22 protein-coding genes are annotated in these 26,496 nt (G+C 39.7%); 13 read left to right on the top strand and 9 right to left on the bottom strand.

Going from position 1 to position 26,496, the window contains the following annotated elements; genetic code table 11:
* The first annotated feature begins 103 nt into the window (after positions 1-103).
* From FTT77_RS01005 to dapC, 6 genes are all read left to right on the top strand, one after another.
* Positions 104-856 carry an AzlC family ABC transporter permease gene (locus FTT77_RS01005; RefSeq protein WP_168379646.1) on the top strand — a complete coding sequence of 251 codons (753 nt, stop codon included), beginning with the start codon at positions 104-106 and terminating at the stop codon, positions 854-856.
* The gene (gene ygaH, locus FTT77_RS01010) at positions 853-1,200 is read left to right on the top strand and encodes an L-valine transporter subunit YgaH (protein WP_078189050.1); all 348 of its coding nucleotides are present in this window, start codon (positions 853-855) and stop codon (positions 1,198-1,200) included. Before FTT77_RS01005 ends, ygaH begins: the two co-directional genes overlap by 4 nt.
* 123 nt (positions 1,201-1,323) lie before the next feature.
* Positions 1,324-1,941: a hypothetical protein gene (locus FTT77_RS01015; RefSeq protein WP_180108757.1), complete on the top strand. Its 618-nt coding sequence runs from the start codon at positions 1,324-1,326 to the stop codon at positions 1,939-1,941.
* Between the two features lie 160 nt (positions 1,942-2,101).
* Positions 2,102-3,316, top strand: coding sequence for a formate-dependent phosphoribosylglycinamide formyltransferase (gene purT / locus FTT77_RS01020; RefSeq protein WP_180108758.1), 1,215 nt, complete (start codon positions 2,102-2,104; stop codon positions 3,314-3,316).
* 29 nt (positions 3,317-3,345) lie between these two features.
* The gene (gene glnD, locus FTT77_RS01025) at positions 3,346-6,012 is read left to right on the top strand and encodes a [protein-PII] uridylyltransferase (protein WP_180004107.1); all 2,667 of its coding nucleotides are present in this window, start codon (positions 3,346-3,348) and stop codon (positions 6,010-6,012) included.
* Positions 6,013-6,036: 24 nt separating this feature from the next.
* On the top strand, positions 6,037-7,206 hold the full coding sequence (dapC, locus tag FTT77_RS01030; protein WP_180108759.1) for a succinyldiaminopimelate transaminase: 1,170 nt from the start codon (positions 6,037-6,039) through the stop codon (positions 7,204-7,206).
* A 142-nt stretch (positions 7,207-7,348) separates the two neighbouring features.
* Here dapC and FTT77_RS01035 read toward each other — a convergent pair whose 3' ends face one another.
* From FTT77_RS01035 to msrB, 4 genes are all read right to left on the bottom strand, one after another.
* The gene (locus FTT77_RS01035) at positions 7,349-9,538 is read right to left on the bottom strand and encodes a TonB-dependent siderophore receptor (RefSeq protein ID WP_180108760.1); all 2,190 of its coding nucleotides are present in this window, start codon (positions 9,536-9,538) and stop codon (positions 7,349-7,351) included.
* A 321-nt stretch (positions 9,539-9,859) separates the two neighbouring features.
* A complete protein-coding gene (locus tag FTT77_RS01040; RefSeq protein ID WP_180009462.1) occupies positions 9,860-10,381 on the bottom strand; it encodes an energy transducer TonB in 522 nt (173 codons plus the stop codon).
* Between the two features lie 101 nt (positions 10,382-10,482).
* Positions 10,483-10,971, bottom strand: a complete 489-nt coding sequence (locus FTT77_RS01045) for a glutathione peroxidase (protein WP_078189057.1) — start codon at positions 10,969-10,971, stop codon at positions 10,483-10,485.
* Complete coding sequence (gene msrB, locus FTT77_RS01050) at positions 10,968-11,387, bottom strand: peptide-methionine (R)-S-oxide reductase MsrB (RefSeq protein WP_078189058.1); 420 nt, start codon at positions 11,385-11,387, stop codon at positions 10,968-10,970. The genes FTT77_RS01045 and msrB overlap by 4 nt, the downstream gene beginning before the upstream one ends.
* 228 nt (positions 11,388-11,615) lie before the next feature.
* Here msrB and FTT77_RS01055 point away from each other — a divergent pair, with 228 nt between their 5' ends.
* Both FTT77_RS01055 and FTT77_RS01060 read left to right on the top strand, forming a co-directional pair.
* Positions 11,616-13,046: a pyridoxal phosphate-dependent aminotransferase gene (locus tag FTT77_RS01055; RefSeq protein WP_078189059.1), complete on the top strand. Its 1,431-nt coding sequence runs from the start codon at positions 11,616-11,618 to the stop codon at positions 13,044-13,046.
* Positions 13,047-13,277: 231 nt separating this feature from the next.
* Positions 13,278-14,453: a YbfB/YjiJ family MFS transporter gene (locus FTT77_RS01060; RefSeq protein WP_180023950.1), complete on the top strand. Its 1,176-nt coding sequence runs from the start codon at positions 13,278-13,280 to the stop codon at positions 14,451-14,453.
* 301 nt (positions 14,454-14,754) lie between these two features.
* Here the strand turns inward: FTT77_RS01060 and FTT77_RS01065 are convergent, their stop codons facing one another.
* A complete protein-coding gene (locus FTT77_RS01065) occupies positions 14,755-14,904 on the bottom strand; it encodes a hypothetical protein (protein ID WP_171319314.1) in 150 nt (49 codons plus the stop codon).
* A 405-nt stretch (positions 14,905-15,309) separates the two neighbouring features.
* The gene (gene icd / locus FTT77_RS01070) at positions 15,310-16,563 is read right to left on the bottom strand and encodes an NADP-dependent isocitrate dehydrogenase (RefSeq protein ID WP_180004095.1); all 1,254 of its coding nucleotides are present in this window, start codon (positions 16,561-16,563) and stop codon (positions 15,310-15,312) included.
* A 189-nt stretch (positions 16,564-16,752) separates the two neighbouring features.
* Between icd and FTT77_RS01075 the strand changes: the two genes are divergently transcribed.
* Entirely contained in the window at positions 16,753-17,541 is a 789-nt protein-coding gene (locus FTT77_RS01075; RefSeq protein WP_078194376.1) for an rRNA large subunit pseudouridine synthase E, read from the top strand.
* A 32-nt stretch (positions 17,542-17,573) separates the two neighbouring features.
* Here FTT77_RS01075 and FTT77_RS01080 read toward each other — a convergent pair whose 3' ends face one another.
* Positions 17,574-19,214 carry an LA2681 family HEPN domain-containing protein gene (locus FTT77_RS01080; protein ID WP_218954048.1) on the bottom strand — a complete coding sequence of 547 codons (1,641 nt, stop codon included), beginning with the start codon at positions 19,212-19,214 and terminating at the stop codon, positions 17,574-17,576.
* A 64-nt stretch (positions 19,215-19,278) separates the two neighbouring features.
* A complete protein-coding gene (locus FTT77_RS01085; protein ID WP_180108761.1) occupies positions 19,279-20,982 on the bottom strand; it encodes a M61 family metallopeptidase in 1,704 nt (567 codons plus the stop codon).
* 180 nt (positions 20,983-21,162) lie between these two features.
* On the opposite strand from FTT77_RS01085, the gene FTT77_RS01090 reads away from it, so the two are divergent.
* The 4 genes from FTT77_RS01090 (at position 21,163) to FTT77_RS01105 (ending at position 25,621) form a co-directional block, all read left to right on the top strand.
* Positions 21,163-22,476, top strand: coding sequence for a D-alanyl-D-alanine carboxypeptidase PBP6B (locus FTT77_RS01090; RefSeq protein ID WP_180012276.1), 1,314 nt, complete (start codon positions 21,163-21,165; stop codon positions 22,474-22,476).
* A gap of 103 nt (positions 22,477-22,579) precedes the next feature.
* Positions 22,580-23,881 (top strand): NAD(P)/FAD-dependent oxidoreductase, encoded by a 1,302-nt coding sequence (locus FTT77_RS01095; protein WP_180108762.1) that lies wholly within the window; start codon positions 22,580-22,582, stop codon positions 23,879-23,881.
* A gap of 136 nt (positions 23,882-24,017) precedes the next feature.
* Positions 24,018-24,500, top strand: coding sequence for a peptidylprolyl isomerase (locus tag FTT77_RS01100; RefSeq protein ID WP_078189067.1), 483 nt, complete (start codon positions 24,018-24,020; stop codon positions 24,498-24,500).
* Between the two features lie 137 nt (positions 24,501-24,637).
* Positions 24,638-25,621 carry a hypothetical protein gene (locus tag FTT77_RS01105; protein WP_180108763.1) on the top strand — a complete coding sequence of 328 codons (984 nt, stop codon included), beginning with the start codon at positions 24,638-24,640 and terminating at the stop codon, positions 25,619-25,621.
* 56 nt (positions 25,622-25,677) lie between these two features.
* On the opposite strand, the gene FTT77_RS01110 is transcribed toward FTT77_RS01105, so the two are convergent.
* Positions 25,678-26,457 carry a M48 family metallopeptidase gene (locus FTT77_RS01110; RefSeq protein WP_111885895.1) on the bottom strand — a complete coding sequence of 260 codons (780 nt, stop codon included), beginning with the start codon at positions 26,455-26,457 and terminating at the stop codon, positions 25,678-25,680.
* Between the last annotated feature and the right edge of the window lie 39 nt (positions 26,458-26,496).

Consider the following 26,496-nt stretch of genomic DNA (forward strand, 5'->3'; position numbering starts at 1 on the left):
ATCCGGCTCATTTCAGCAAACATATTCGGCAATATGCTAGTGAATTCGAGTACAATACTCAATCATCATTTGACCTGTTGTTCAACTCTTTCAAAGGTGTGTCGTGTCTGAGCACAAACTTCCTACAGTTCAGCCTGCGGGTTTTTGGCAAGGTGCTAAAGATAGTCAAGCCATTATCTTTACCTATCTTCCTGTTTCTTTTGCATTTGGGGTTTCTGCGACTCAATTTGGTTTCACTGCGTGGGAAGCCTTATTTTTATCTTGCTCTATGTATGCAGGTGCCAGTCAATTTCTCGTCGTTGCGTTACTGGGAAGTGGAACATCTATTTGGATGACTGCTCTTACTGTAATTGCCCTCGATATCCGCCATTTACTCTATGGTCCTGCCTTACAAAACCTGATTCAAGACCGACTCAATTTAAAGAAAACTGCAGTTTGGGCTTGGGGTTTAACCGACGAAGTTTTTGCATCAGGTATGATCAAACTGTCGCAACGTCGTCAAGAATGGTCAGAATCTTGGATGTTAGGACTCAGCTTATTTAGTTGGCTGTCTTGGGCAACAGGCTCATTTTTAGGCGGTTTATTTGCCGATCAAGTCAGCAACCTTCCACAATTTTTACAAGCTGCACTCGACTTCCTACTGCCTGCATTGTTTTTAAGCTTTTTACTTGCAGCATTTGAGAAAAAACATACATTTGTGGTCACGGTTACAATTATTGTTTCTGCAATTGCCTGCTACTTTATCGACTTGTCTGCCGCAATTTTTATCGGTATTTCTTCTGGTATTTTTGCCGGTTTATTCAAACATTATATCTTAAAGAAACCCGATCCTGAACATATGGGTGAAGCATCATGAATCTAGAAATTATCCTGGTCGGGATCTTGGTCGGGATTGCGAATTTTGCATCACGGTTTGGGCCATTTTTTGTAATTCAGAAATTTCAGCAAGGTTCACAGCAGCGTGGTTCTTTATGGCTCAAAATCGCTTTGGGCTCGATTGGTATTGCCGCAATTAGTTCGATGTTGGTGGTTGCAACCTTACCACCTCTGCTTGAAACCCCAAATAAAAGCTTTGCCATGTTGGTTGGTTTTGCTGTGCTTGCAGGCTTGTATTTCAAGTTTAAGAAAATTGTACCTGCTACGCTGACTGCGGCACTGACTTATGGCTTAGTCTATACCTATATACCTTTTCATCTCTAAAGCTGAGTCAGCGACAATCCAAATAAAACATCAAGCACAAGCTTCATTAGCCTGTGCTTTTTAATTAGCAGTATTTATGAGATAGTCAACGCATAACATAAAAAATCTAGCGAAACCCCATAGATGGCAAAGTACCATTTTATTCAAGGCAAAATTTATATTCTTTCTAGACAACCATCTGAATTGAGCTGTGGACTGCAAAAGCCCATAGAAAGCGTATATTTTCAATGCTTCATTCAAAACCAGCTGTTCAGTGGTAATATCTGCGCTGTACATTGCCAACCAGCAGATCAGATCCGCGCCATTTATATCGAGAAAAATCAGCAACAAAAGATTGTGGGCTTATACAACTGCACACAGCAGATTCTGCACTTACATCCACGTCGCCTGATGTTTTCACACATCTCAATGCCCCGCCTGTTCAGCAATTTTCTGCAGCTGTCGGGTTTTTTATTGATTTTTCTGTTGTGTATTTTCAGCCTCAGTTCATGGCTCAATTCATCATTTCACCTTCTATCGGTAGCTGCAGACACACTCTATTTCACTGCCATTTTAGTTGGCTTAATATTGATTTTATGTATAGGCGCCGTACCACTGCTCGGATTACTGTACTGGCCCAACTTCCGTCAAACATCTGTGCAGCTCCGTGCGCTTCAATGTGCAAATTTGGATATTGAGCCATTCCCTGCATCTGTAAAAAATGCTGGCATATTTAAAGTGAATTTAAATAAAAACAAATAAATACCACTATTTAAAGATTTTCGCAGGTAAATAATTACACGAACGCACCCCCATAAAGATATAAAAAAAATTGTTGGACAATATCATTTATTTATGTGAACACTCGCTTATCTCTCGAACAAGTTCTGCTATGCTTAAATTCCCATAAAATCAAGCATGGATGATTTACATGAGCGTCACTATTGGTACTCCACTTCAGTCTTCAGCGTATAAAGTCTTACTGTTAGGTTCTGGTGAACTCGGTAAAGAAGTTGTGATTTCATTGCAACGTTTGGGTGTAGAAGTTCATGCTGCCGATCGTTATGACCATGCTCCTGCCATGCAAGTTGCACATTTTTCTCATACTTTAAATATGGCAGATCCTGAGGCACTTAAAGCCTTAATTGCTCAAGTTAAGCCTCATTTGATTGTCCCTGAAATTGAAGCCATTGCGACTCAAGTTTTGGTCAAAATTGAAGAACAAAATATCGCCACTGTCATTCCTTCTGCAAAAGCTGTAAACCTGACGATGAACCGTGAAGGGATTCGCCGTCTAGCTGCCGAAGAGCTTGGACTCCCGACTTCAGCCTACCGATTTGCCAATACACTTGAAGCATTCCGTGCTGCATGCGATGACATTGGCTACCCAAACTTTGTTAAGCCTGTCATGTCGTCTTCGGGTAAAGGACAGTCACGTGTAAAAAGCTTTGATGAAGTCGATGCTGCTTGGGAATATGCACAAACAGGTGGGCGTGTAAATCAAGGTACAGTGATCGTGGAATCACAAATTGACTTTGACTTTGAAATTACCCTTCTAACTGTTCGTGCAAAAAATGCAGAAACAGGTGAAATTGAAACATCATTTTGCGACCCAATTGGCCACCGCCAAGACGCTGGTGACTATGTAGAAAGTTGGCAGCCACAACTCATGACTGCTCTTGCTTTAGAAGAAGCCAAGCGTATTGCCAATAAAGTAACCATTGCATTAGGTGGATGTGGCATTTTTGGGGTGGAACTGTTTGTCAAAGGCGATAAAGTGTGGTTTAGTGAGGTATCACCTCGTCCACACGATACAGGCCTTGTCACTCTTGCATCGCAATTCCAAAGCGAATTCGAACTGCATGCACGTGCCATTCTTGGTCTGCCTGTGAATACTGCTCGACACAGTACTGCTGCGAGCGCAGTCATCTATGCAGGCGTGGATGATACCAATTTATCATTTACTGGCTTAAATCTTGCTTTGGCTAATCCAGACACCGATTTACGCCTCTTTGGTAAACCAGAAGGCTTTAAACGTCGCCGTATGGGCGTAGCAACAGCACGTGCTGAAACCACAGATCACGCGCGTGAACTCGCTCAACATGCTGCACAACAAGTCAGTGTTCAACAAAACTAAGTTTGTAACACCTTAACGGACCACTGTTCATGATCAATACGCTTCCTCTGCTGAATTACATTAAAAGTAACCACGACATTCAGGCGATTAACCAATGGCGCTCAGATGTTGAAAATCAGCTACAGGAATGCTTTGAAAATGGACAGTCGATTCGTGATGTGATTTTGGCTCGATCGAATCTAATCGATGAAGCCTTAAAGTTCTTATGGACACATGCTGAACTTGACCAAACCGATCTCGGGTTGTTTGCCGTCGGCGGCTATGGTCGCCGCGAAATGCTGCCATATTCCGACGTCGATATCATGATTTTGTCTGAAGATGAAATCAGTCCAGAACAAGAAAAACTCATCTCCAGCTTTATTTCAACACTTTGGGATGTTGGTAATTTCAAGCCGGGCATCAGTGTGCGTACTATTAACGATTGTGTTGCTCAAGCCACCAATGATTTAACCGTGGCAACAGCGCTGATCGAAGCACGTTTGATTGTGGGCAATGAACACCTAGCCAAATGGCCACGCCGTATCGTGTCACAGACATGGACGGATAAAACCTTCTATGATGCCAAAATGCAAGAGCAAGCCAAACGCTATGCTCAACATAACAATACCGAAAGCAACTTAGAACCCGATATTAAAAATGCGCCCGGTGGTATCCGCGACATCAACCAAATCGGTTGGATTGCAAAGCGTCATTTCCGTGTCAATCGCATCTATGACCTTGTACATCTAGGTTTTATTTCAGAGTTTGAACTTGGCGTTCTTGAAGAAACAGAAAGCTTTCTTTGGGAAATCCGTCATCATTTACATCGCTTAACCAAGCGCGACGAAAACCGCTTACTGTTTGATTATCAACGTGACATTGCCGCTAAATTTGGCTATCAGCGTGAAGAAGGCAAATCACCGAATTATCCAATCGAACAGTTCATGAAACGTTACTACCGTAGCGCTCAGCAAGTGACGACTTTAAATGAAATGCTCTTGGCTTATTTCAATGAATCGGTCATCACACCGCGCTTGCCTGACTATGAACGTAAGATTGAAGAAATCAATGCCAACTTCAAATTAGTTGATGGCAAATTGGCGGTGCAGCATCATAAAATTTTCTCTGAAAATCCAAGTGCTATTTTAGAAATTTTCTACCTCTTGGCGAATCGTCCGGAAATTGAAGGCATTCGTGCCCGAACTTTACGTCTATTGTCTCTTGCGGCAAAACGTATTGATCAAAACTTCCGTAACAATCCCGCACATCAAGCCTTATTTATGGCGATCATTCGCTCACCCTACCGTTTATATGACACCATGGTGGCGATGAAACGTTATGGTGTGCTCGGCAACTATATTCCTGCCTTTGGGCAAATCATGGGACTCATGCAATACGACTTGTTCCATATTTATACTGTCGATGCCCACACCCTATTACTACTACGTAATTTAAACCGTTTTAAAGAGCCTGAATTTGCTAAGGACTTCCCTGTCGTTAGCTCCGTATTCCAACGACTGGCGCGCCGTGACATTGTTTATTTAGCGGCAATTTTCCATGATATCGCCAAAGGTCGTGGTGGTGACCACAGTGAACTTGGTGCAGCGGATGCAATTGCTTTTTGCCGTACCCATGGGTTTACTGAACGTGAATGCAACCTTGTCGCATGGTTGATTCAAAACCATCTATTGATGTCCGTTACTTCTCAGAAAAAAGATATTTCCGATCCAGATGTAGTGAAAGAATTTGCTGAGAAAATGGGCGATATGGAACATCTCGACTATCTTTACACATTGACAGTTGCTGATATCAATGCAACTAATCCGACGCTTTGGAATACATGGCGTGCATCCCTCATGCGCCAACTGTATACACAAGCGCGTGATGTGATTCGTTCTGGTTTGGGTCGTCCTGTAGATTATCCAATGCTGATCGAAGACACTAAATTTGCGGCCAGTGAACTATTAGTCAACGATTTTTCGCTCTACGATGTAGAAACTGTTTGGCAAGAACTCGGTGATGAATATTTCCTAAAAGAATCTGCCGATGAAATCGCATGGCATACGCGCGCCATATTAAAGCATGGCAATAATGCAGAACCATTGGTACTGATGCGAGCACATCGCAAATTTGCACAAGATGCGGTACAGATCTTTATTTACACCCAAGATCAGCCTAACTTGTTTGCGACCACAGTGGCTATTTTGGACAGAATGAATCTAGATGTTCAAGATGCCCGTATTATCACTGCATCCACTGCATTTAGTTTGGACACCTATGTTGTACTTGACCGTTTTGGCACCTTATTAACAGATCCAGAGCGTGAGCAAACCGTTATTGAAGCGCTTAAAAAAGCCTTGAGCCAATCAGACAAGTACCCAGGCCTGATGCAACGTCGCATTCCACGTCAACTGCGTCATTTTGATATTGAAAATACCGTGAGTATTTCTTTTAATGAAGCGCTTCAACAAAATATGGTTGAAATTGCGACACTTGACCATCCGGGCTTACTTGCTAAAGTCGGTGGTTTATTTATGATGCAAGGCCTAGATATTCACTCTGCGAAAATTGCGACGCTCGGTGAACGTGCTGAAGATATTTTCTATGTCACTAAAAAAGATGGCTCACCTATGAGCGATTCAGAAGCAGAAACGTTTGCTGCACAGTTAAAGTCAGCACTCGATGAAGCTTCGAATCAGGTTTGTAGTCATCATTAACTTAAATTGATCGGTATCCATTCCATGAACTCCAGTTTGTCATTATTGCACCCTTATCCATTTGAAAAGCTAAATAAGCTATTTCAGGATGTGAAACCCGCAGAGTTGCCTTTGATTCCCCTATCGATTGGTGAGCCAAAGCATCCTGCACCGGAGTTTGTGAAACAGGCTATTATTGATAATTTTCAACACTTATCAACTTACCCAAACAGCAAGGGTTTACCTGAGCTTCGCACAAGTATTGCAAATTGGTTAACCCGTCGCTTTAAACTCAATAGCATCAGTGCAGATACCAACGTCCTGCCTGTATCAGGTACACGTGAAGCGATCTTCTCGTTTGTACAAGCTTTGGTTAAACGTGAAGATGCCCCTTATGTCGTGATGCCAAATCCGTTCTACCAAATCTATGAAGGCGCAACTTTACTTGCGGGTGCAGAGCCTTACTTCATCAACTGTACAGAAGAAAATAACTACCTTGGCGACTTTGACGCTGTACCAGCTGAAGTTTGGGAAAAAACCGCTTTACTGTTTGTCTGCACACCGGGTAATCCTACAGGTGCGGTACTTTCTAAAGAACAGTTTAAAAAACTGATTGCTCTGTCTGACCAATATAATTTTGTGATTGCATCTGATGAATGCTACTCAGAGCTTTGGTTTGATGAAGCACCTGTTGGTCTGCTTGAAGTCTGTGCTGAAATGGGCCGTGATGATTATAAGAACTGCGTGGTATTCCACTCACTGTCTAAGCGTTCTAACTTACCGGGTATGCGTTCTGGCTTTGTTGCAGGTGATGCTGCGCTTTTAAAACCTTATTTACAATACCGTACTTATCATGGCGCTGCGATGCCTGTTCAACACCAGTTAGCTTCAATTGCAGCTTGGGATGACGAAGCACACGTCGAAGAAAACCGCGTCCAGTACCGTGCAAAATTTGAATTATTCCAACGCGAACTGGGTCACCTACTACCATTACAAAAACCTGATGCAGGGTTCTACTACTGGTTAAAAGTGGATAATGATGAAAGCTTTGCCAAAATGCTCATGGAAAAAGCACACGTTAAAGTGCTTCCAGGCCGTTATTTATCGCGTGATACTGCACAAGGTAATCCGGGTGAAAACCATGTCCGGTTAGCCCTTGTTGCTGATATTGCCCAATGTGAAGAAGTCATTCGTCGCTTAAAAGCAGTACTTTAATTGATTTAAAGCGTTTTGCTTAAAACAAAAAATGCCCCAGATTTGGGGCATTTTTATTTGAGTCATTTCTTAACCATCATTCAGAGAAAATCATTTAAGGGTATTCACTTAGAAACAATTATTAAGAAATCATTGAAAAATATTAGAAATCAAATGTAGCACTCAATTTAAATGTTCGAGGTTCGCTCAGTGACAAATACGTATAGTCGTTCACCGATGCAGAGGCCCAATAGTCTTTATCTAAAACATTAGTCACACTAAAATTCAAACTGGTGGGTACATTCTTGATTTGCGTTTTATAGTTTGCACCCAAATCTATACGTGTCCAATCTTTAAGTTTCAATGTGTTGGCATTGTTTGCATAAGTTGAACCCGTATATACAACACGCCCATTTACACTAACATCTTGTTCAATCGGTAGTTTCCAATCCGCTTCGACATTGGCTTGGAACTCCGGCACACTGATCACACGATGTCCATCAAATAAACCTTGGTATGTGTCTTTTTGCTCGGTATCAATCCAAGTTGCACCGCCCAATATCTTGATTGAATCTGTTAATTGACCATAGGCATTAAATTCAAGCCCTTGGTGAATATTCGTCGCTTGACTGATTTGTGCAGTCCCCGAGCTATTCACTGAGGCTTTTTGGCGATCTGTATAGAAATAATTCAATGTTCCACCAATCAAGCCATTTTCATATTTCACGCCCAGTTCTTTTTGTTTCGACACAAATGGATCGGCAATAAAGTTGTTGCCTTCGCTATCCAAAATCGCTTCGCCTTGAACCAAAGCTTCGATGTAATTGGCATACATAGACCATTCAGGCGTTAATTTATAACTCACGCCCAATACTGGTGTGAGCTGATTTTTATTAATATTGTATTTATAGGTTCCGTAAGAATATACGTCTTGATCAACTTCCTGATAACGCGCACCCAGCATGAGCGTTAAACGATCATCTAACATCGAAATATTGTCGCCCAAGGCAAAACTTTTCAACGTACTGACACCCGCTTTTGGATAAGTCCCTTCTCCCCCCAACCATTTGTCAATGTTTGAATCTTCGGTGTAAATCGGATCATAAAAATTATCATTCAAACTGGTGGCATATCCATAGCTATAGCGTTTATCTGCACGATATAAAGAACCAGAAGCGACCACTTGATGTTTTAAAGCACCTGTTTCAAATTTAGTTTTCACACCCAGTTCTGCTGAATGATTGCGATCTTTACGTGGAATCATCGATGCAGAAAGTTTTGCTGTTCCTGCTGCGGTATCACTTAATTGCTGGCTTGAGTAAACACCGGCTTCTTCTGATGTTCGAAAACCATATGCTGCATAGGCTGTCGTTGCATCGGTTATGTCATATTCTGCACGTACACTTCCGAATAAATCTTCTTCGTTTGAATAAGTCCACGCTTGACCATGATAATTAGCATATTGGGCTGCACTCGGAAGCTGTGTAACCGCATTGGTTAAACGTAAACTCGGTCGATTTTCTGCAAGGCGGTTATTGTTATACCCCAAATCACCAGATAGGCGGAGACGCTCCCCTTTGTAGTCCGCAGCAATCAAAGCCAATCCAAGTGTTTTCTTTTCTTGGTCAATCTCGGTTCCACCATCATGGTAAGCGGTATTGACCCGCACTCCAAATTGATCATCTGTCCCAAAGCGACGTGATACATCCGATGCCACATAGGCACCATTGAAGTTTGTCCCCACCGTCACACGTGTTAAGGGATCATTACTGGCTCGTTTCGGAAGCAAGTTAATTGAACCACCAATTCCTGTTCCTCCCGGGATTGCACCATTTAAAAATGCCGAAGCACCTTTGAAGACTTCTACCCGCTCAAACAGTTCTGTTGGAGTATATTGGCGCGGCAATATGCCATACAAGCCGTTATATGCCGTATCATCTGATGCCAGTGCAAAACCACGAATAAAATAGGCTTCTTGAAAGTTCCCATAACCTTTGGCGGTACGCACACCAGCATCTGCTTGTAGCACATCCCCAACGCTTTTCGCTTGGCGGTCTTGAATATATTGCTGGGTATAACTAGTGATATTAAATGGTGTTTCTAAATTTTTCTGATTACCGAAAATGCCCACTTTACCACCTGTCGCGACTTGCCCCCCTGTATAAGGCTTCATCAAGCCATTTGCAGAAGCATCCGCTCTCACGACCACATTAATGGCTTCTAGCGTTTGAACTTCAGTACTATCGATATTGGCAGCGGGATGTTCCGTTTCAGCGATTTCATTCGCATAAACATATGTGAACCCTTGTGTAGCACACGCCATCATCACACAGAGCTGCTTCATTTTTAACATTGGGAGAGTAATCCTAGAAAATACGCACACATAATAAATGATAATGATTAGCATTTATTCTTTCATTTCATCTTTTACGATGCTTTTTATTTATTACTTTTTATTTTTTAATTGTAATTTTTTATTAAGCTCAACTTAATGAATTACACCCACCTGATTGCCGAAGAGCGATTTCATTCATCAAATACACAAGGATTAAGTAATTTAATTTCCACTCATGAAACCAATTTTCAAGCTTCATCTATCAGATGAAAACCCAAACAATGACAAATCATTCTCGGAGCTTAAGACAATGATTAACATATGCCTTCTACTACAGGCTTATTGAGGTGGATGAATAGCAAATTCATGTTCAACGGTATAACTGAGATTTTTATCGACCATCGGAATGGGTTCAAGTCGCGCAACCAATAGGGATTTTTGTACTTTTTGATCAAAGCTTTTAGAGCCTGAACTTGCGATGAGTTTTGAGCTACCAATATAGCCTGTTGCAGCAATCACGGTGAGCTGTAGTTTGACAGGATGCTTATATGTTTTCATTTCAGACGCAGACAGCACATATTGTGGTGCATTTACCCAAGAGACTTCATACATTTTCGGTTTGACATGTGGATCAATTACATCGGCAACACGCGTAGGTTGGTATTCTTCAACAGGTGTTTTTAATAATTGCAATAATGCATTGACCCGAGCATCTGTCGTGCGGTCTAGATTGCTGGCATCAACAGACGTTTTTACAACTTCAGATGCGCTCAGATTGCTATCTGCCCATGCTGTACCCACACATACGGGTAAAAAAACCGTTAAAACACAAATTCGACGTTTAACTATCTGCCTAAACAATGTTATGACCTTCAAATAAAGAGACGTCAGTATAAAACATCCAAAAAAATAAAGACGCTTTCGCGCCTTTATATCAACCTCAGTTCCACCAATGATTCACATCATTTAGACTGAGCCAAAGCTTTTTCAATATCTTCATTCAAGGTTTCAGGCTTTGTCGTGGGTGCATAGCGGTTCAAGACCTGACCATTTTTCCCTATTAAAAACTTCGTAAAATTCCACTTAATGCCATTTCCCAATACGCCTTTCGAGTTATTGGTTAAATAACGGAAAATCACATGCGCTTCAGGGCCTTTTACATTTACTTTGGCAAACATCGGGAAAGATACGCCATAGTTTTTTTGACAAAACGCGCCAATTTGATCATTCGAGCCCGGATCTTGTCCACCAAATTGGTTGCATGGAAAGCCTAAAACCTCCAAACCTTGATCTTTATATTGTTCGTAAATTTTCTCCAAACCTGCAAATTGAGGAGTGAACCCACATTTGCTGGCGGTATTTACAATTAATAAAACCTTACCTTCATAATCTGCAAAGGATTTATTACTTCCGTCCAGTAATTCTGCTTCAAACTGGTGAATAGTTGTCATGGATAAGTTTCCTCATCATTTTTTTCTTTTGTTTCTAATTCTAAGGATGCCGAATTAATACAATAACGTAATCCAGTCGGCTGTGGGCCATCAGCAAAAACATGCCCTAAATGTGCGTCACAATGATGACAAACAATTTCTGTCCTGACCATACCGTGTGTCGTATCTACATTTTCTTCCACCGCAGCAGGTTCAATCGGCTTATAAAAGCTCGGCCAACCACAACCGCTATCGTATTTTGTTTCAGAAGAAAAAAGCGGTTCCCCGCAACAACGGCATACATAAGTACCAGCTTGTTTCGTATTCCAATATTTTCCAGTGAAAGCTTGCTCCGTGCCTTTCTGACGCGTTATGCGAAACTCTTCTGGTGACAATTCTCTTTGCCATTCTCTTTCTGTTTTATTGAGTTTTCCCATGATGACGTCCCTTTATATCGTGGTATTTAAAATAGGATAATCCTATATTTACGTCATTCATTCTTAAATTTCTAGTCTTTATTCAACAATTTACAAAATCTATATAATGACCAAAAAAGCAAAAGGTAAGCAAATCTAAATCAATGGTAAGCAAAATGCCAAATTAAATGCTTTTTTGTGAGCAACTTTAGTGATAATCTTAGCGCTACTCTTGCTCAGGATTAAAAAATGTCGCAGAAAAAGAGCGTAATTTTTAAAAATCTGCTGCCCGTGATCAAACAATATCAACAGGCAGGGTTTACGCATGAAAAAATAGTTGCTTTACTCAGAGACGAACATCATCTCGATTTAGTAACGACCGAGACATTTAAAAGCTATTTATACCGTTATGCAAAAGTGACCTCCACTCTTTCCGAGAATATAAAAATGCCGAATACGTTTAACACCCCACGCGAAATTAAGAAATCGTCTAAGCTCGAGCATGTTTGCTACGACATTCGCGGACCAGTGTTGCGAGCGGCCAATGAGATGGAAGAGGCAGGCCATAAAATTATTAAATTAAATATTGGTAACCCCGCACCTTTTGGTTTTGAAGCGCCTCAAGAAATTATTAACGACGTGGCATTAAACTTGCCAAATGCAATCGGTTATACCGACTCAAAAGGCATCTTCCCTGCGCGTAAGGCGATTTGTCAGTATTATCAACAAAAAGGTATCTTAAACATGCACGTGAATGACGTGTATGTCGGCAATGGCGTATCTGAACTGATCGTGATGGCGATGCAAGGTTTGCTTGACGATGGCGATGAAATGCTGGTGCCAATGCCGGATTATCCGCTTTGGACAGCGGCAGTTAACCTTTCTGGCGGTACAGCTATTCACTATAAATGTGATGAAGAAAATTTCTGGTATCCAGATATTGCCGACATGGAAAGTAAAATCACACCGAATACTCGCGGTATCGTGGTGATTAACCCGAATAACCCAACAGGTGCGGTTTACCCACGTCATGTGCTTGAGCAAATTGTGGCTCTTGCGAAGAAATACGACTTAATTTTATTTGCTGATGAGATTTACGACAAGATCGTTTATGACGGCATTGAGCATGTCTCTGTTGCATCTTTAGCAGGCGATCAGCTATGTATTTCATTCAATGGCTTATCTAAAGCGTATCGAATTGCAGGTTACCGTTCAGGCTGGATGGCAATTACAGGCGATAAATCACGCGCGCTAGACTACATTGAAGGTTTAGACATGCTCGCGTCGATGCGTCTGTGTGCCAACCACCAAGCGCAATATGCGATTCAAACAGCCTTGGGCGGTTATCAATCGATTAATGATCTCATCCGTCCGGGCGGTCGTTTATATGAACAACGCAACATTGCTTGGGAAATGTTGAATGATATTCCAGGTGTATCTTGTGTGAAACCAGAGGGTGCTATGTACTGCTTCCCTAAATTGGATCCTGAAATTTACCCAATCCAAGACGATGAGAAATTCATGTTGGATTTCCTCCGTGCTGAAAAAGTACTGTTGGTTCAAGGTACGGGTTTTAACTGGCCGACACCTGATCATTTCCGTGTGGTGTTCTTGCCTGCTGAAAATGAACTACGTGAAGCACTCACTCGTTTAGGTCGTTTCTTGGCGAAAATGCGTTAATTCATAAGTGCTTTAAAAATAAAAAAACCGTACGCCATGTACGGTTTTTTATTACTGTATCTTTAAATTTGATTTCTTACTATACGCACACCACAGCTATCTTTTTGAATAGTTAAGTTTTTAAGAATTAATTTTTAGCTTAGACCTTAGTCAAAACTTTAAGATCTGTTGATTTTTCTATAGCCTATTCATGTTATTTTTTAACCAATCATAAAAATACATGAGTACAGGATGTTCTCTAACAAAATTAAACTGAGCCTATTTCTCTGTCTAAGCATGTGCCTAGGCATCGGGATATTACGTTTTTCCTATACCGCACTCCTCCCTTCAACCCGTGAAGCATTTGGTTGGAGCCCAAGTTTTGCCAGCATCTTAGGTAGTGCCAATTTGCTCGGCTACTTGATCGGTGCATTTTGGGCCATGAAATTACCCCAAAATAAAAGCATGGTGAATTATATCCAACTCGCAGCTATTGCAGGGACACTCAGTTTACTCAGTTGTGCATTTTCAGGTTTTTCAGAACTTTGGTATAGCACTTGGCGCGTTATTTCAGGGATCAGCGGCGGCTTACTAATGATCCTCTCCCCAAGTGTCGTGGCCCAATGTTCACAGCTTCAAGACCGCTTTAAAATCAACTTTATTGGTTTCAGTGGTATTGGCTTAGGGGTGTTAATGGCAACGCTATTTTTGCCTTACATCCAACAAATTTCGACAATGTGGGCTTGGTTGATTTTGTTTGCTTTTTCAAGCCTGATTTGTATGTTACTCAGCGTGCTTTTGAAGAGTTTTAAATTACAGCTCACAACACTCACCGCGATTCCTGCAGTAGAACATAAAGTCGATGGAATTTTCTATTGTCTCTTAATTGTGTATAGCACCAGTGCTTTTGCTTACGTGCCCCATTCATTATTTTGGATTGACTATTTAACTCACACCCTACACCTGAGCCCGATCGGGATCAATTTCAATTGGATTTTATATGGTCTGGGGAGTGCTTTAGGGGCATTTGCTGCTTACTGCCTAGCACAAAAACTGGGAAATATCAGCGCTCTTAAAATTTTATATAGCAGCTATGTCTTGGCGATTTTTATAGCAATTATTAATATCCATCCACTTTTTACTTTTTTATCTTCTTTTGCTACAGGCCTACTCAATCCAGCAGTGGTTTTTCTTACCTCTTATACCATTCTGCAAATCTATGGTAGCGCCTATAAAAAGCTCTGGAGTATTGCAACCCTGTGCTTTGCATCTATTCAATTGATTGGCGGTATAAGCTTTAGTTTTTTACAGCGAATCGGTATTGATTATTCACAGCAATTTATTTTGGCCGCATGCGTGCTCTTCATTGGAACACTACAACTCTTTTGGTTCACTCGCACTGCAAAATTAAGTAAGCATCTCGTCTAGGTAGATCACAAGACATTCAACTACATCACCAATCATGTATATAAAGAAAAGACCTATTTAAATAGGTCTTTTCTTTTTGATAAATCGTGAATGGACTAAGCTTTTTTCAGCTTTTTCTTTAACTTTTTCAAAGCAGAATTATGCTTTGAAATTTTGTTCAACCTCGCTTTAATTTCCTTTTTAAGTGATTTGGTTTTCTTAGACAAATTCATCTCCTTCTCGTCTACGTATAAAACTTAAATTTCGATCAATTAAAAACCATTCGGCCAAATGAACTTTGATTCACAAAGTCTTTAGCCTACTAATGATGTTGTTGACGCTGATTTCGTTGATGCGGCTGTTGTTTCTGTTTCTTTTGGTCTTGTTGCTGTTGCTGTTGCTGTTGCTGTTGCTGATCATTTTGCTGCTGTTGATCAGTTTGTTGGTTTTGTTGATGCTGTTTACGAGACATTTCATTTCTCCTTATCATCATAAGTGTCACAATGTACTGTTACTAGATGTACATCTACTAAAGGACAACAACCAATGTACCGCTAATTTTCATGGAACCAACCCGATAAATGTTTCGAATTACTTCATTGTAAAATTTCTGGAGAATAATTAATTTGAAATCAATCCCCCTCTATTTTCTGCATTACTTAAGTTCACTCGAATAGTGCGGTTTTAAACTTTTAGTAACATGACAAGCATGCCAGACCATCTGATTGATTGCGTGAAGTCACCTTTTGATTGCTGTATTTTGAATTGTATTGAGAAGCTATGATTCTGTGTTTTTAATGTTTAGTCCTAAAAAAGGACTAAATCATTCAGTCCTTTTTTCACCTATCATTTTTTACACTTAGATTGGCAAATAAACTCAGTCCATATGCTCAATGATGGCTTGTCCAAACTCCGAACAACGTAATAGTTTTGCACCTTGCATGAGTCGTTCAAAATCATAGGTCACCGTTTTGGCTTCAATGGCACCTGCGATCCCTTTAATAATTAGATCTGCCGCTTCAGTCCAGCCCATATTTCGCAGCATCATTTCTGCAGACAGAATAATAGACCCAGGGTTTACTTTGTCTTGACCCGCATATTTAGGTGCAGTGCCATGTGTCGCTTCATAAACTTGTACCGCGCCACCAATATTGGCACCCGGTGCAATACCAATGCCGCCAACTTCAGCCGCCAAAGCATCTGAAATATAGTCACCGTTTAAATTTAGGGTAGCAATGACTGAATAATCGGTCGGACGCATGAGAATCTGCTGTAAAAAAGCGTCCGCGATCGCATCTTTAATCACGATTTCTTTGCCCGTTTTTGGATTTTTTATTTTGACCCAAGGACCACCATCTAGCAATTCACCACCAAAGCGCTCAAGTGCGACTTCATAACCCCACTCTTTAAACGCCCCTTCGGTATATTTCATGATATTACCTTTGTGCACCAAAGTGACATTCGGCTTATCATTATCAATGGCAAATTGAATAGCTTTACGTACCAAACGCTGAGAACCTTCTTTAGATACAGGCTTAATACCGATACCGCAATTTTCCTCAAAGCGAATCTTAGTGACGCCCATTTCCTCTTTAAGAAATTTGATCATTTTCTTGGCTTCAGGTGAATCTGCTTTCCATTCGATCCCAGCATAAATATCTTCTGAGTTCTCTCGGAAGATCACCATGTCTGTACGTTCAGGATGCTGAACAGGTGAAGGAACGCCCTTAAACCAACGTACTGGGCGCACACAGACGTAGAGATCTAATTCTTGACGTAGTGCAACATTTAGCGAACGAATGCCACCACCGACAGGCGTCGTTAATGGCCCTTTAATTGAAACCACAAATTCGCGTAAAGCCTCAAAGGTTTCTTCGGGCATATAGGTACCATAAATTTTATTGGCTTTTTCACCACAATAAACTTCCATCCATTCTATGGCACGTTTTCCACCATAAGCTTTTTGTACTGCGGCATTCACCACGGTTTTCATCACTGGAGTGATATCAACACCAATACCATCGCCTTCAATAAATGGAATAATTGGATTATTGGGAACATTGAATGATAAGTCTGAATTTACTGTAATTTTTGTCCCATCCACTGGAACGACGATCTTTTGATAACCCATTTTTATGACCCTCCCTGAGAAGCGAGTGAAAAAATAATTGCTGTTTGATAAGACTTTTAATTGCGCTTCACGCATAATACTCTAAAGCAAATCTACCTTTTTTGAGATTTAGATGGGAAATAGCTGCATTTCCCTATTGAATAAATCTTAACCAATTTGAATTATTGTATTTAATAGAAGTTATTTCCTATGAAAATCGTCATCTTAAACAAGCCATATGACGTGCTCTCCCAATTCCGTAAAGACGAAGCGCATATGACCATATCTGACTTCGTGGACGATCCTAGTCTACGTATTGCAGGTCGTTTAGATATGGACTCTGAAGGTTTGGTATTTTTAACTGATCATGGTGGTTTAAATCAGTACATTACCAACCCTGAAAATAAAAAGTTCAAAACCTACTTAGTGCAAGTCGATGGCGACATCACAGAAGAAGCGCTTGAACAATTACGTAAAGGCGTTGAGCTAAAAGATGGTATGACTTTGCCAGCCAAAGCCATTAAAGTGCAACAGCCAGAATGGTTATGGGATCGTGATCCTCCTGTACGTTTCCGTGCAAACATTCCAACCTCTTGGGTTGAAATCCAAATTTGCGAAGGCCGTAACCGTCAAGTTCGTCGTATGACTTCAGCAGTAGGTTTCCCGACTTTACGTTTAATTCGTACACGTATTGGTGCCATCGATTTAGTTCAATTGGGTTTAGAACCAGGTGAAACCAAAGAAATTGAGCCTTTACTGTACCCTGACTTTCAAAATGTACCTGCAGAAGAACCTTACCGTTCGCGCTCTTATGTGAAAAAACCAGGCGGTACAGGTGGTAAGCCAATGGTTCGTAAGAATAAAGATGGCTCAGTGAAAAAGTCAGGTACAAAACGTATCTGGCAAATGGATGAGAGCGAAAAACCCAAACGCCGTACCAATGGCACAACTCGTCCGAATACTAAAGCCCCTCGTGGCCGCGGTCGTAACGGACGTTAAGATTTAAGAATTAAAGCTCACGAAAGTGGGCTTTATTTTAATGGAATTTCTCGCTGTAAAATTAGCCCCTCAGGTTGAGGTTTCATCTTTTCCTCAAACTGCACTGCAAAAGATAAATACATCAAAGAATTTCTAACTAATCGAACAAGATCCATTAATGAGTTTTCAAATTCTGATAAAGGTATTTCTAAAATATAGTTTGCTTTCTTTTCTTTTTCTTTTATCTTTTCTAAGATTTCCAGATATTCAAAAGTCTCTACTTCGCCTTGTTTTATTAAAATATTCTGCTGATCTTTTAAGTTCTGATATGCAAATTCTGACGTCATATCAAATTTGGTATTTAATTCATATCCAAAATCATCAATAACTCTAAAAGACCTATGCTCTAGACAGTTACGAATTTTTGATAATCTAGGCTTTTCAATTTTTTCTCTAGAATTTAATTCGCTCACTTTATCATGACCATTCAGCTGATCAGATTCAATTTCTTTTAAAATATAGAACAAAGCATGTAAAAAGTAGTTCTTTGAATCCTTCAGTTTATCACGTGGCTTAAATTTTCTATTTTCATTCCATCCAAAAACTTTTGAAAAAGTAATTTGACGATCATTCATTTCTAAATCTAAATACTTAGCTAAAAAGTATGAAATTTTGTCAAAAATTGAATATAAAATTCTAAAAGCCGATTTCATTTGTGATGTTTTTAAATTATCAATTGCATGTAAAGTATCATACACATGTGGATAGGTTTTATTATAAAAATGTTGAGTATCCGTTTTTATTTCAGAAGCTTGAAAAATTAAAAATCTAGCATAAGTATATTCATTTCTAAGCTCATCAAAATTTGAATGATATACGAGACTTTCTTTAAGGCTCAAAGACGAATTAATTTTATAGGTCATATCAGGAAGCCCCAAAATGTCCTGAAGTACAATTTCATCCTCAAATAAATCGTTTAAGTCATTTAAAAATAATTTGTTTTCTGCACTCCAAACTAGATACCTAAGCTCAGCCTTAGTTTTTGTCTTTTGTTTATATTCTTTTACATAATCAAAATCAGTATCTTGGAAGTGCTCTTGATACCAACAAGTAAAATGATATAAATCACCTGTCTCCTTTAACGGAATTTTCTGTTCCTCTTCTAAAGCATCAAAACTCATGTATGCCTGCTTTATCAACTGATTTGCAAAATAGTAATGAATATTTACATGTGATTGGTCATACAGTTGACTTGACCTAAAAATTACACCTTGTGCTTTAGCAACTAACGCTACAGGGTTATTATCCATTTTTATTGCTTGATCCCAATAATATTGAGCACAAAAACTGCGCCCTATTGAAGATAAAAAATTCCCAAAATTTGTTAAAACAAATGATAATAATCCATGATTATCATTTGTTTTTTTAAGGATATATAATGACTTCTCATACAAATTAACCGTAGTTATTAAGTTTTTCGAAAACCAATGCTCATCCTGATATTTATAAATTTCTGAACTACAATTCGCTAAAATATAGTAAAAATAGCCTTTACAGCCATCATCAGTAAAAGTGAACTCGTTATCAAAATGAAAATTAAACCACTTTATTAATTCAGCTTTTCGACTTGTATCCAATAATAAATCATCTACCAACCCTGCAAATGAATTTAATTGTTGCAGCCCCAATTCCATAATTTTTCTAATAAAAAACCCATACTAAGTATGGGTTTTACATGAAATTTAAATGTTTTTCAAATTAAGCCTTCAACCACTTCTCAGCTTTAGCCTGATCTTCCACTTTAAGTTCAACTTCCGTCAATTCTGAACCTGCCGCTTCTACTTCAAAGCTCATCAACTCATCACGGCGGAATGCCAGTACGGTATAAGTTCCATCTTGCTTGGCATATTTTTCTGCCAATTTAACGGTTGCTTTTAGACCATCAATTGCAATAATCACATCATTTGCAGACAAGCCAGTTTTTGCCGCCGCACCGTCACGGCGAGCAGACTGAACCAACACACCTTCAGGCTTATCAGCCAGTTTTAAACCAAATGGCAATGATTTGTCATTTTTGAGTGTATAGCTTAAGCCAAACTCAGGGAACAACTGATCTAACGGCAATTCATCTGTAGTATTAATCAAGTGATTGATTTGTTCTAACCAATCATCACCTGTTAATTCATTACATAAATTGAAAATAGTCCGTTCATTGACTTGAATGCCATTTTGCGCATTTTCATATAGCTTACGCATTAAGGCATCAAGGCTAGAACCGCGCAGGCGTAAGCCTAGATCTAAACACAATGCAACGAGGCAACCTTTGTTGTAGTAACTTGTACCTGCGTTATTTGAGTTTTCATCCTGACGGTAGAATTTCACCCATGCATCAAAGCTTGATTCAGCCACAGTTTGAATCTCACGACCCGGATTTTGCAAATAGCGATCTATTTGTGCTTTTAAAAGCTTGATATAAGAATCCTGATTGATCACACCGCTACGCAGCAAGATCAAATCATCATAATACGATGTAAAACCTTCAAAAATCCAAAGCAAAGAGGTATAGCCTTCTTTGTTGAGGTCATAATTCACAAAGTTTTCTGGACGGATAAATTTTACCAACCATGAGTGGAAATATTCATGGCTGCATAACCCTAAGAAACGTTGATAATCTGCCGATGGTTCTACAGGTTCATTGGCTTTTGGTAAATCATCACGCGGGCTAATTAAACTCGTACTGTTTGGATGCTCTAAACCACCATAGCTATTGACCGTTGCCATGGTCATAAAGGTATAGTCTTTAAATGGCGCCGAACCAAACATTGAAATTTCAGTCGAACAAATTTTTTCGATGTCTTGCTGCATACGCTGCGCGTTCATAGCATGTTTGCCCGACACCACAAACTCATGCGGAATGCCGTTGGCTTCAAAACTAAAACGGGTTTGTTCCGCCAGTTCAAACGGTGCATCAATTAACTGAGCATAGTTATCTGCATATAAGGTATAACGACCTTTCACTAAACTTTTTGACTTTAATCCAGTCGCAAGTTGGAAATGCTTTAACTCGGGTGGCAAGAAAACTTCAACCTCAATGGCTGTATCTTCTTGGTCAACTAAACCTAAACATGCGCAAGCTGGATTGACATATAAACGGCTTTGATCGACATAAGCACCACGGACCGATAAATCGAAGGCATATACATCATATTCAACCGTGATCAACTCATGATCTGTATTGAATAAACGCCATTTATTTTTTTCAAATTTCTCAATTTGTAACAAACGCCCATCTTCATCATATGCTCGAACGGCTTCGATATGCTTCGAAAATTCACGGATTAAGTAACTTCCGGGAATCCAAGTAGGCAACGAAAGCACCTGTGTAGGATTTGCCAAGAAACGTGCAGTGACATGGACTAGATGCTGACGATAATCGTCAAATTCGATTTGATAATGCAACATAATGGGCGATATAAAATAAATAAAAGATAACTTATCAATTAGATTAACATTTTTTACAACTGAATGCGGAACTGTCGCAATTGTCTACAATTATGACTAGTCAGCAGAAAAAAAAAGGCATAGCATGCCTAAAAATTTTTTCGTTTTACCACCAACGGAATGGTTGGTTAAGGAACCTCATTGAAACACGTGATCTACCTCATCGCGCTGCTTAGTTTTCTATGCTCCACGATAGCAAATGCTGCCCTTTTAAATATTGTCCCTGAAACTGTTGAAGCTGAAGCTTGGACCATTTTAGACCCTCAGTCGGGTCAGGTGATTGCAGAACATAATAGCCATGTTCAGCGTGCCCCTGCTTCGCTTACCAAAATGATGGTGGCTTATATTGCTTTAAAGGAGATTAAAGCAGGTCATTTAAAGAAAAATGAAATCCTGACCGCCACCCCAGTCGTGCAAGTGGTTCAATGGGATGAATCACAAATGTATCTCAAAGCAGGTGAACAAATTTCAGTTGATCAGCTTTTGGCAGGTCTTGTGGTCATGTCTGCCAATGATGCCGCAGTAACCTTAGCTGAACGCATTTCTGGTGATATTCCTAAATTTATTGAACGCATGAACAAAGAAGCTAAAGCTTTGGGCATGAATGACACCAATTTTCAAAATCCAGCCGGTATTACCATGCCAGAACATTATTCATCGGCGGCTGACCTTGCACGTTTAGGGCAAGCACTGGTGACTGACACACCTGACTATTTGTATTATTCAAAACAACAAAGTTTTAGTTATAACCAACGCTTCCACCGTGCAACCAATATCTTATTAAAACAAGATCCCACCGTTGATGGCTTAAAAACAGGTTTTACTAAAGCTGCAGGTTATAACTTAGCTTTAACAGCCAACCGTTTGATCGCGAATCCTGACGCGCCAGAACGTCGTTTGATTGTTGTAGTATTAGGGGCAAAAAGTGGATTAAAACGTGCAGAAGTAGCACACAACCTCATGAACTTGGCTTATACCTATACACGTAATGAAGTTGCAATCAAAGATAAGCAATTAATTGCAGAATTACCTGTGGTTAAATCAACCTTGAAAATGTTTAAGGTGGAAACTCAACAACCTAAACTGATTACAACTTCACTTTATGATCAAGCTTATGCCATCGATTTAAAAGCTTTTGATCCTACACAGCAACGTATTCTTTTAAATACTGGCAATGGCCAAATTCAAGCCATTGAACCACTTCATGAAACACAGACTAAACTGAGTGTTGAAGTAAATGAAAAAGAACTCACTGCGCCTTTGGCTGAAGTAATGAAATTAGCCACCGTTACTGTTTATCAAAATAATCAGCTGATCAATACCTTTGATATCGAAGATGACGTGCAAATTGAAGAAGCCAATATTTTTGAGCGTTTCATGATGTGGATCAAAGGCCTTTTTAGCATCTTTAATACGGATGCAGCAGAAGTTAAAACCTACCCTTTAGGTCAATGATGTGATTATGTAACTTGTAAGACAATTCGTTATTTGTGCAATAAAGAAGATGACATACTCGTGCCATCTTCTTTTTTTCAACAATAATAAAATAGGTAATTCAATGAATAACGCTGATGACTCCAAGTTACACCATATTGTCATTGTCGGTGGTGGTGCTGGTGGTTTAGAACTGGTTACGCAACTCGGTGACTTACTCGGGAAAAAAAAGAAAGCGCGCATTACCCTCGTAGATATGAAACTCACGCATGTCTGGAAACCCCTTTTACATGAAATTGCCGCAGGCACGATGTCAGTCAGCGAAGAAGAAATCAACTACTATGCGCATGCTGCGAAGCATCATTATGAGTTTGTCTTGGCTAAGTTTGAAAATGTTCATCCTACTGAAAAAACCATTCAGCTCAGCAAAGTCCAACAAGGAAAATATGAATCTACTCAAGAACAACTGCAACTGAGTTATGACACCCTTGTTCTTGCTTTAGGCTCAGTTTCTAACGATTTCAACACGCCGGGCGTGTATGAACATTGCCACTATTTGGACAGCCTACAACAAGCTGAAATCTTCCAACAAGATCTCTTACAGTTATATTTGGATGCGCAAAATAGCAATACAGCACGTGAGTTGAAAATTGCCATTATTGGCGCAGGTGCAACTGGCGTTGAACTCTCCGCAGAATTGGTCGAAGCCAAACATAATTTTTATAAATATGGTTTAAATAAAATTCATCCGCAAAGCGTACAGATCAATTTAATTGAAGGTGCTGATCGGATTCTGCCTGCACTCCCTGAAAAAATGGCCGAGCATGCACAGCAGCAATTAAAACGCATGAAAATTGAAGTCTTAACCTCTAAACGTGTGGAAAAAGTCGATGCTGAACATGTTTATTTTAATGATGGCAGTAAAATTAAAGCTGAACTGAAAGTATGGGCTGCAGGTATTAAAACACCAGAAGTAATTTCGAAGCTTGAAGGCTTTGAAAAAGACCGTATGGGCCGTTTGAGTGTATATGCAACACTACAAACCAAAGCACACCCAGATATTTTCGCGTTTGGTGATTGTGCACATTGTCAACCGCGCGCAGATGAGCCTGTCCTCGGCCCACGCGCTCAAGTGGCCAGCCAACAAGCGTCATTTCTTGTGGATTGCTTAAAAGCACGTATCCGTGGTCAACAACTCCCTATGTTCGTTTTTTCAGACAAAGGCTCTCTAGTCTCATTAAGTAAGCATAAAGCGGTTGGTGAACTTTTAGGTCAGGTCAATGTTCAAGGCTTTGTTGCCAAATCAATGTATGTTTCATTGTATCGAATGCATCAAGCCACAATTTACGGCTACGCACATGCAGGACTATTAACGGCTAAAGATTTTGTTACACGAAAAATCGCGCCTAAAATTAAATTGCATTGAAATTTACAGATCTGCCCCGATTAATGAAAAAAGCATCATAAACATTTAAAAATTGCATTTTTTTGATAAATTTAGTCTACAAAAATGCAATTTCACTTTATGATGTAACCCTTAAAAAATTGAATGGATCAATAACATGACTGCTATTGCAAATAACTCTGTGGTTTCTTTCCACTACACATTGACTAATGCAGAGGGTGAAACTCTCGACCAATCTCAAGGTGAGCCACTAGCATATTTGCACGGCGCTGGTAACATCATTCCAGGTCTTGAAAAAGCACTTTTAGGCAAAACTGTTGGTGAAAAATTCACTGTAACTGTTCCTGCTGCTGAAGGTTATGGCGAATACAACCCTGACCTAGTTCAAGAAGTTCCTGCTCAAATGTTCCAAGGCGTGGACAACATCCAACCTGGTATGCAATTCCAAGCTCAAACTGATGACGGCGTTCAAATCGTGACAGTTAAAGCGGTTGAAGGCGACAACGTTCTTGTTGATGCAAACTTCCCACTTGCTGGTCAAGATTTAACTTTCGAAGTTGAAATCGTTGAAATCCGTGAAGCTTCTGCTGAAGAACTTGAACACGGTCACGTACACGGTGCAGGCGGTCACCACCACTAAGATCCTCTGATCTCAAGTGCAAAAAGGCAAAGTTTTTACTTTGCCTTTTTTTATTTGCTATATTTCATGTAAAGCAAATAATTTATTGAATAAGAATGAAAACTCATACCCTTCTATTAAGTCTATGTCTCATAAATATGTCTTTTCCAGCATACGGATCTAGCGATACTTGTCGCAGTTTCGAATTAAAAAGCGCAAAGCAACTCAATCGCGTCTATCAAAAAGATGAATTCTATATTTTTTATTCGGATAAACAGAAAAGTAGAGACCGCATCCAAAATCTGAACGATACAAACAATAATGCAATTCCTGACTATATCGAAGATATTGCCATCCAAGCAGTCGCATCAAGAGATATCTTTAAACTAGCAGGATTTAGACATCCTCTAAAAAGCCCAAGATATAAGAATGTAAAGGCTATTGCCATATATGTACACGAACTAAAAGGAAATGGGCTCGCCTATGAAAACTCATCTCGAGCGCCAAGTGCCACGAATCTTAAAAATAATCTTTGCTTTATCAGCATTTCTATTTCAAATCAATTAAAAGACTTTCCTGGAAATTATTGGACTACGATCACTCACGAATTATTTCATTTATACCAATATAGCTATGCACAATTTAAAAACGCATGGTACTTGGAAAGTATGGCTAATTGGGCTGAACATGCACTTAGACGTGATATTACACCGCAAACAACTCAATTACGTGCATTACCCCAAAATGCATTACAAGTTAATGAGCAATTCTTTAATAAAAACTATAATCACATGTGGCGGCGTTTGTTTTTCAAACAACAAAAAGATGCATTCTTAGTCCCCGATGAGCTTCTAAAGAGAACTTATATTGATGGTTCACTGGTATTTAAAGATAATGTTTGGTATGGAACTAAATTTGCAAAACATTTTTTAACCGACCTAGAAAATTCATCCATTAAAATAAGTAACGAAAAAAAATGGAACCCTTATCAATGGAAAGAATCGGATCAAAAGCTAAAGCAATGGAATTGTACAATCTTTAAAACTTATCAAAACAACCTTAAAGAATTTGATAAAAAAGATAATGAAATTAAATCTCTAAATGAAATATCATCAAAATCTATTAATGATTTTTGTTCGTGATAGAAAAAAAGCAGGCCACGGCCTGCTTTTTTAAAATGGATAATTCATTCATACTATTAACGACGTTGGTTATAAATCTGCTGCGCTGCAGGTAGATTTTTACGCATCGCTTCAATACGTTGTGAGTTTGATGGATGCGTTGATAAGAATGATGAACCTCCCGCACCTTCAAGCTTATTCATTTTTTCCCAAAGCGTAATCGCCGCTTGTGGGTTATAACCTGCACGTGCCATTAACATTAAGCCACCTTGGTCTGCACGGCTTTCCAAAGAACGTGAATAAGGCAGACCTATACCAATTTGACTACCCAACTGCGCGGCCGCAGTACCCAATTGACCGACATTATTACCTGCCGCACTTAAACCAATATTCAATGCAAGATCAGTTAAGGCTTGCGCTCCCAATTTACTTTTTGCATGCTCTTCAAGAGCATGGACCATTTCATGTCCCATAACTGCTGCAATTTCTGCATCGGTTAAATTCAGTTTATTGACGATACCTGTATAAAATACAACTTTACCGCCTGGAGCGACAAAGGCATTGACTTGGTCTGATTTCATGACTGCCAATTGCCATTGGAACGCTTGACCCGTTTGGTTCATTTGGTCTGCAAATGGGCGAAGTTTGAGGAATACTGAATTAATTCGTTTATACGTACTTGATGAAGTATCTAACTGATTTTTAGAACGCGCATCCGCCACCATTTTGTTATAACTTTGTGTTGCTTGCGCGTTCAATGTAGCAGTATCCGCTCCTGCCATATCTGCCACTGTCGCACAGCCCGAAATCGTCATTACACCGGCCATACACAGGCTCGTTAAAATTATTTTTTTCATTAAGGCTACTCCAGACCATTAAAATATAAGTGAATTTAT

Source organism: Acinetobacter sp. YH01010, from assembly GCF_013420775.1.
Lineage (GTDB): Bacteria > Pseudomonadota > Gammaproteobacteria > Pseudomonadales > Moraxellaceae > Acinetobacter > Acinetobacter amyesii.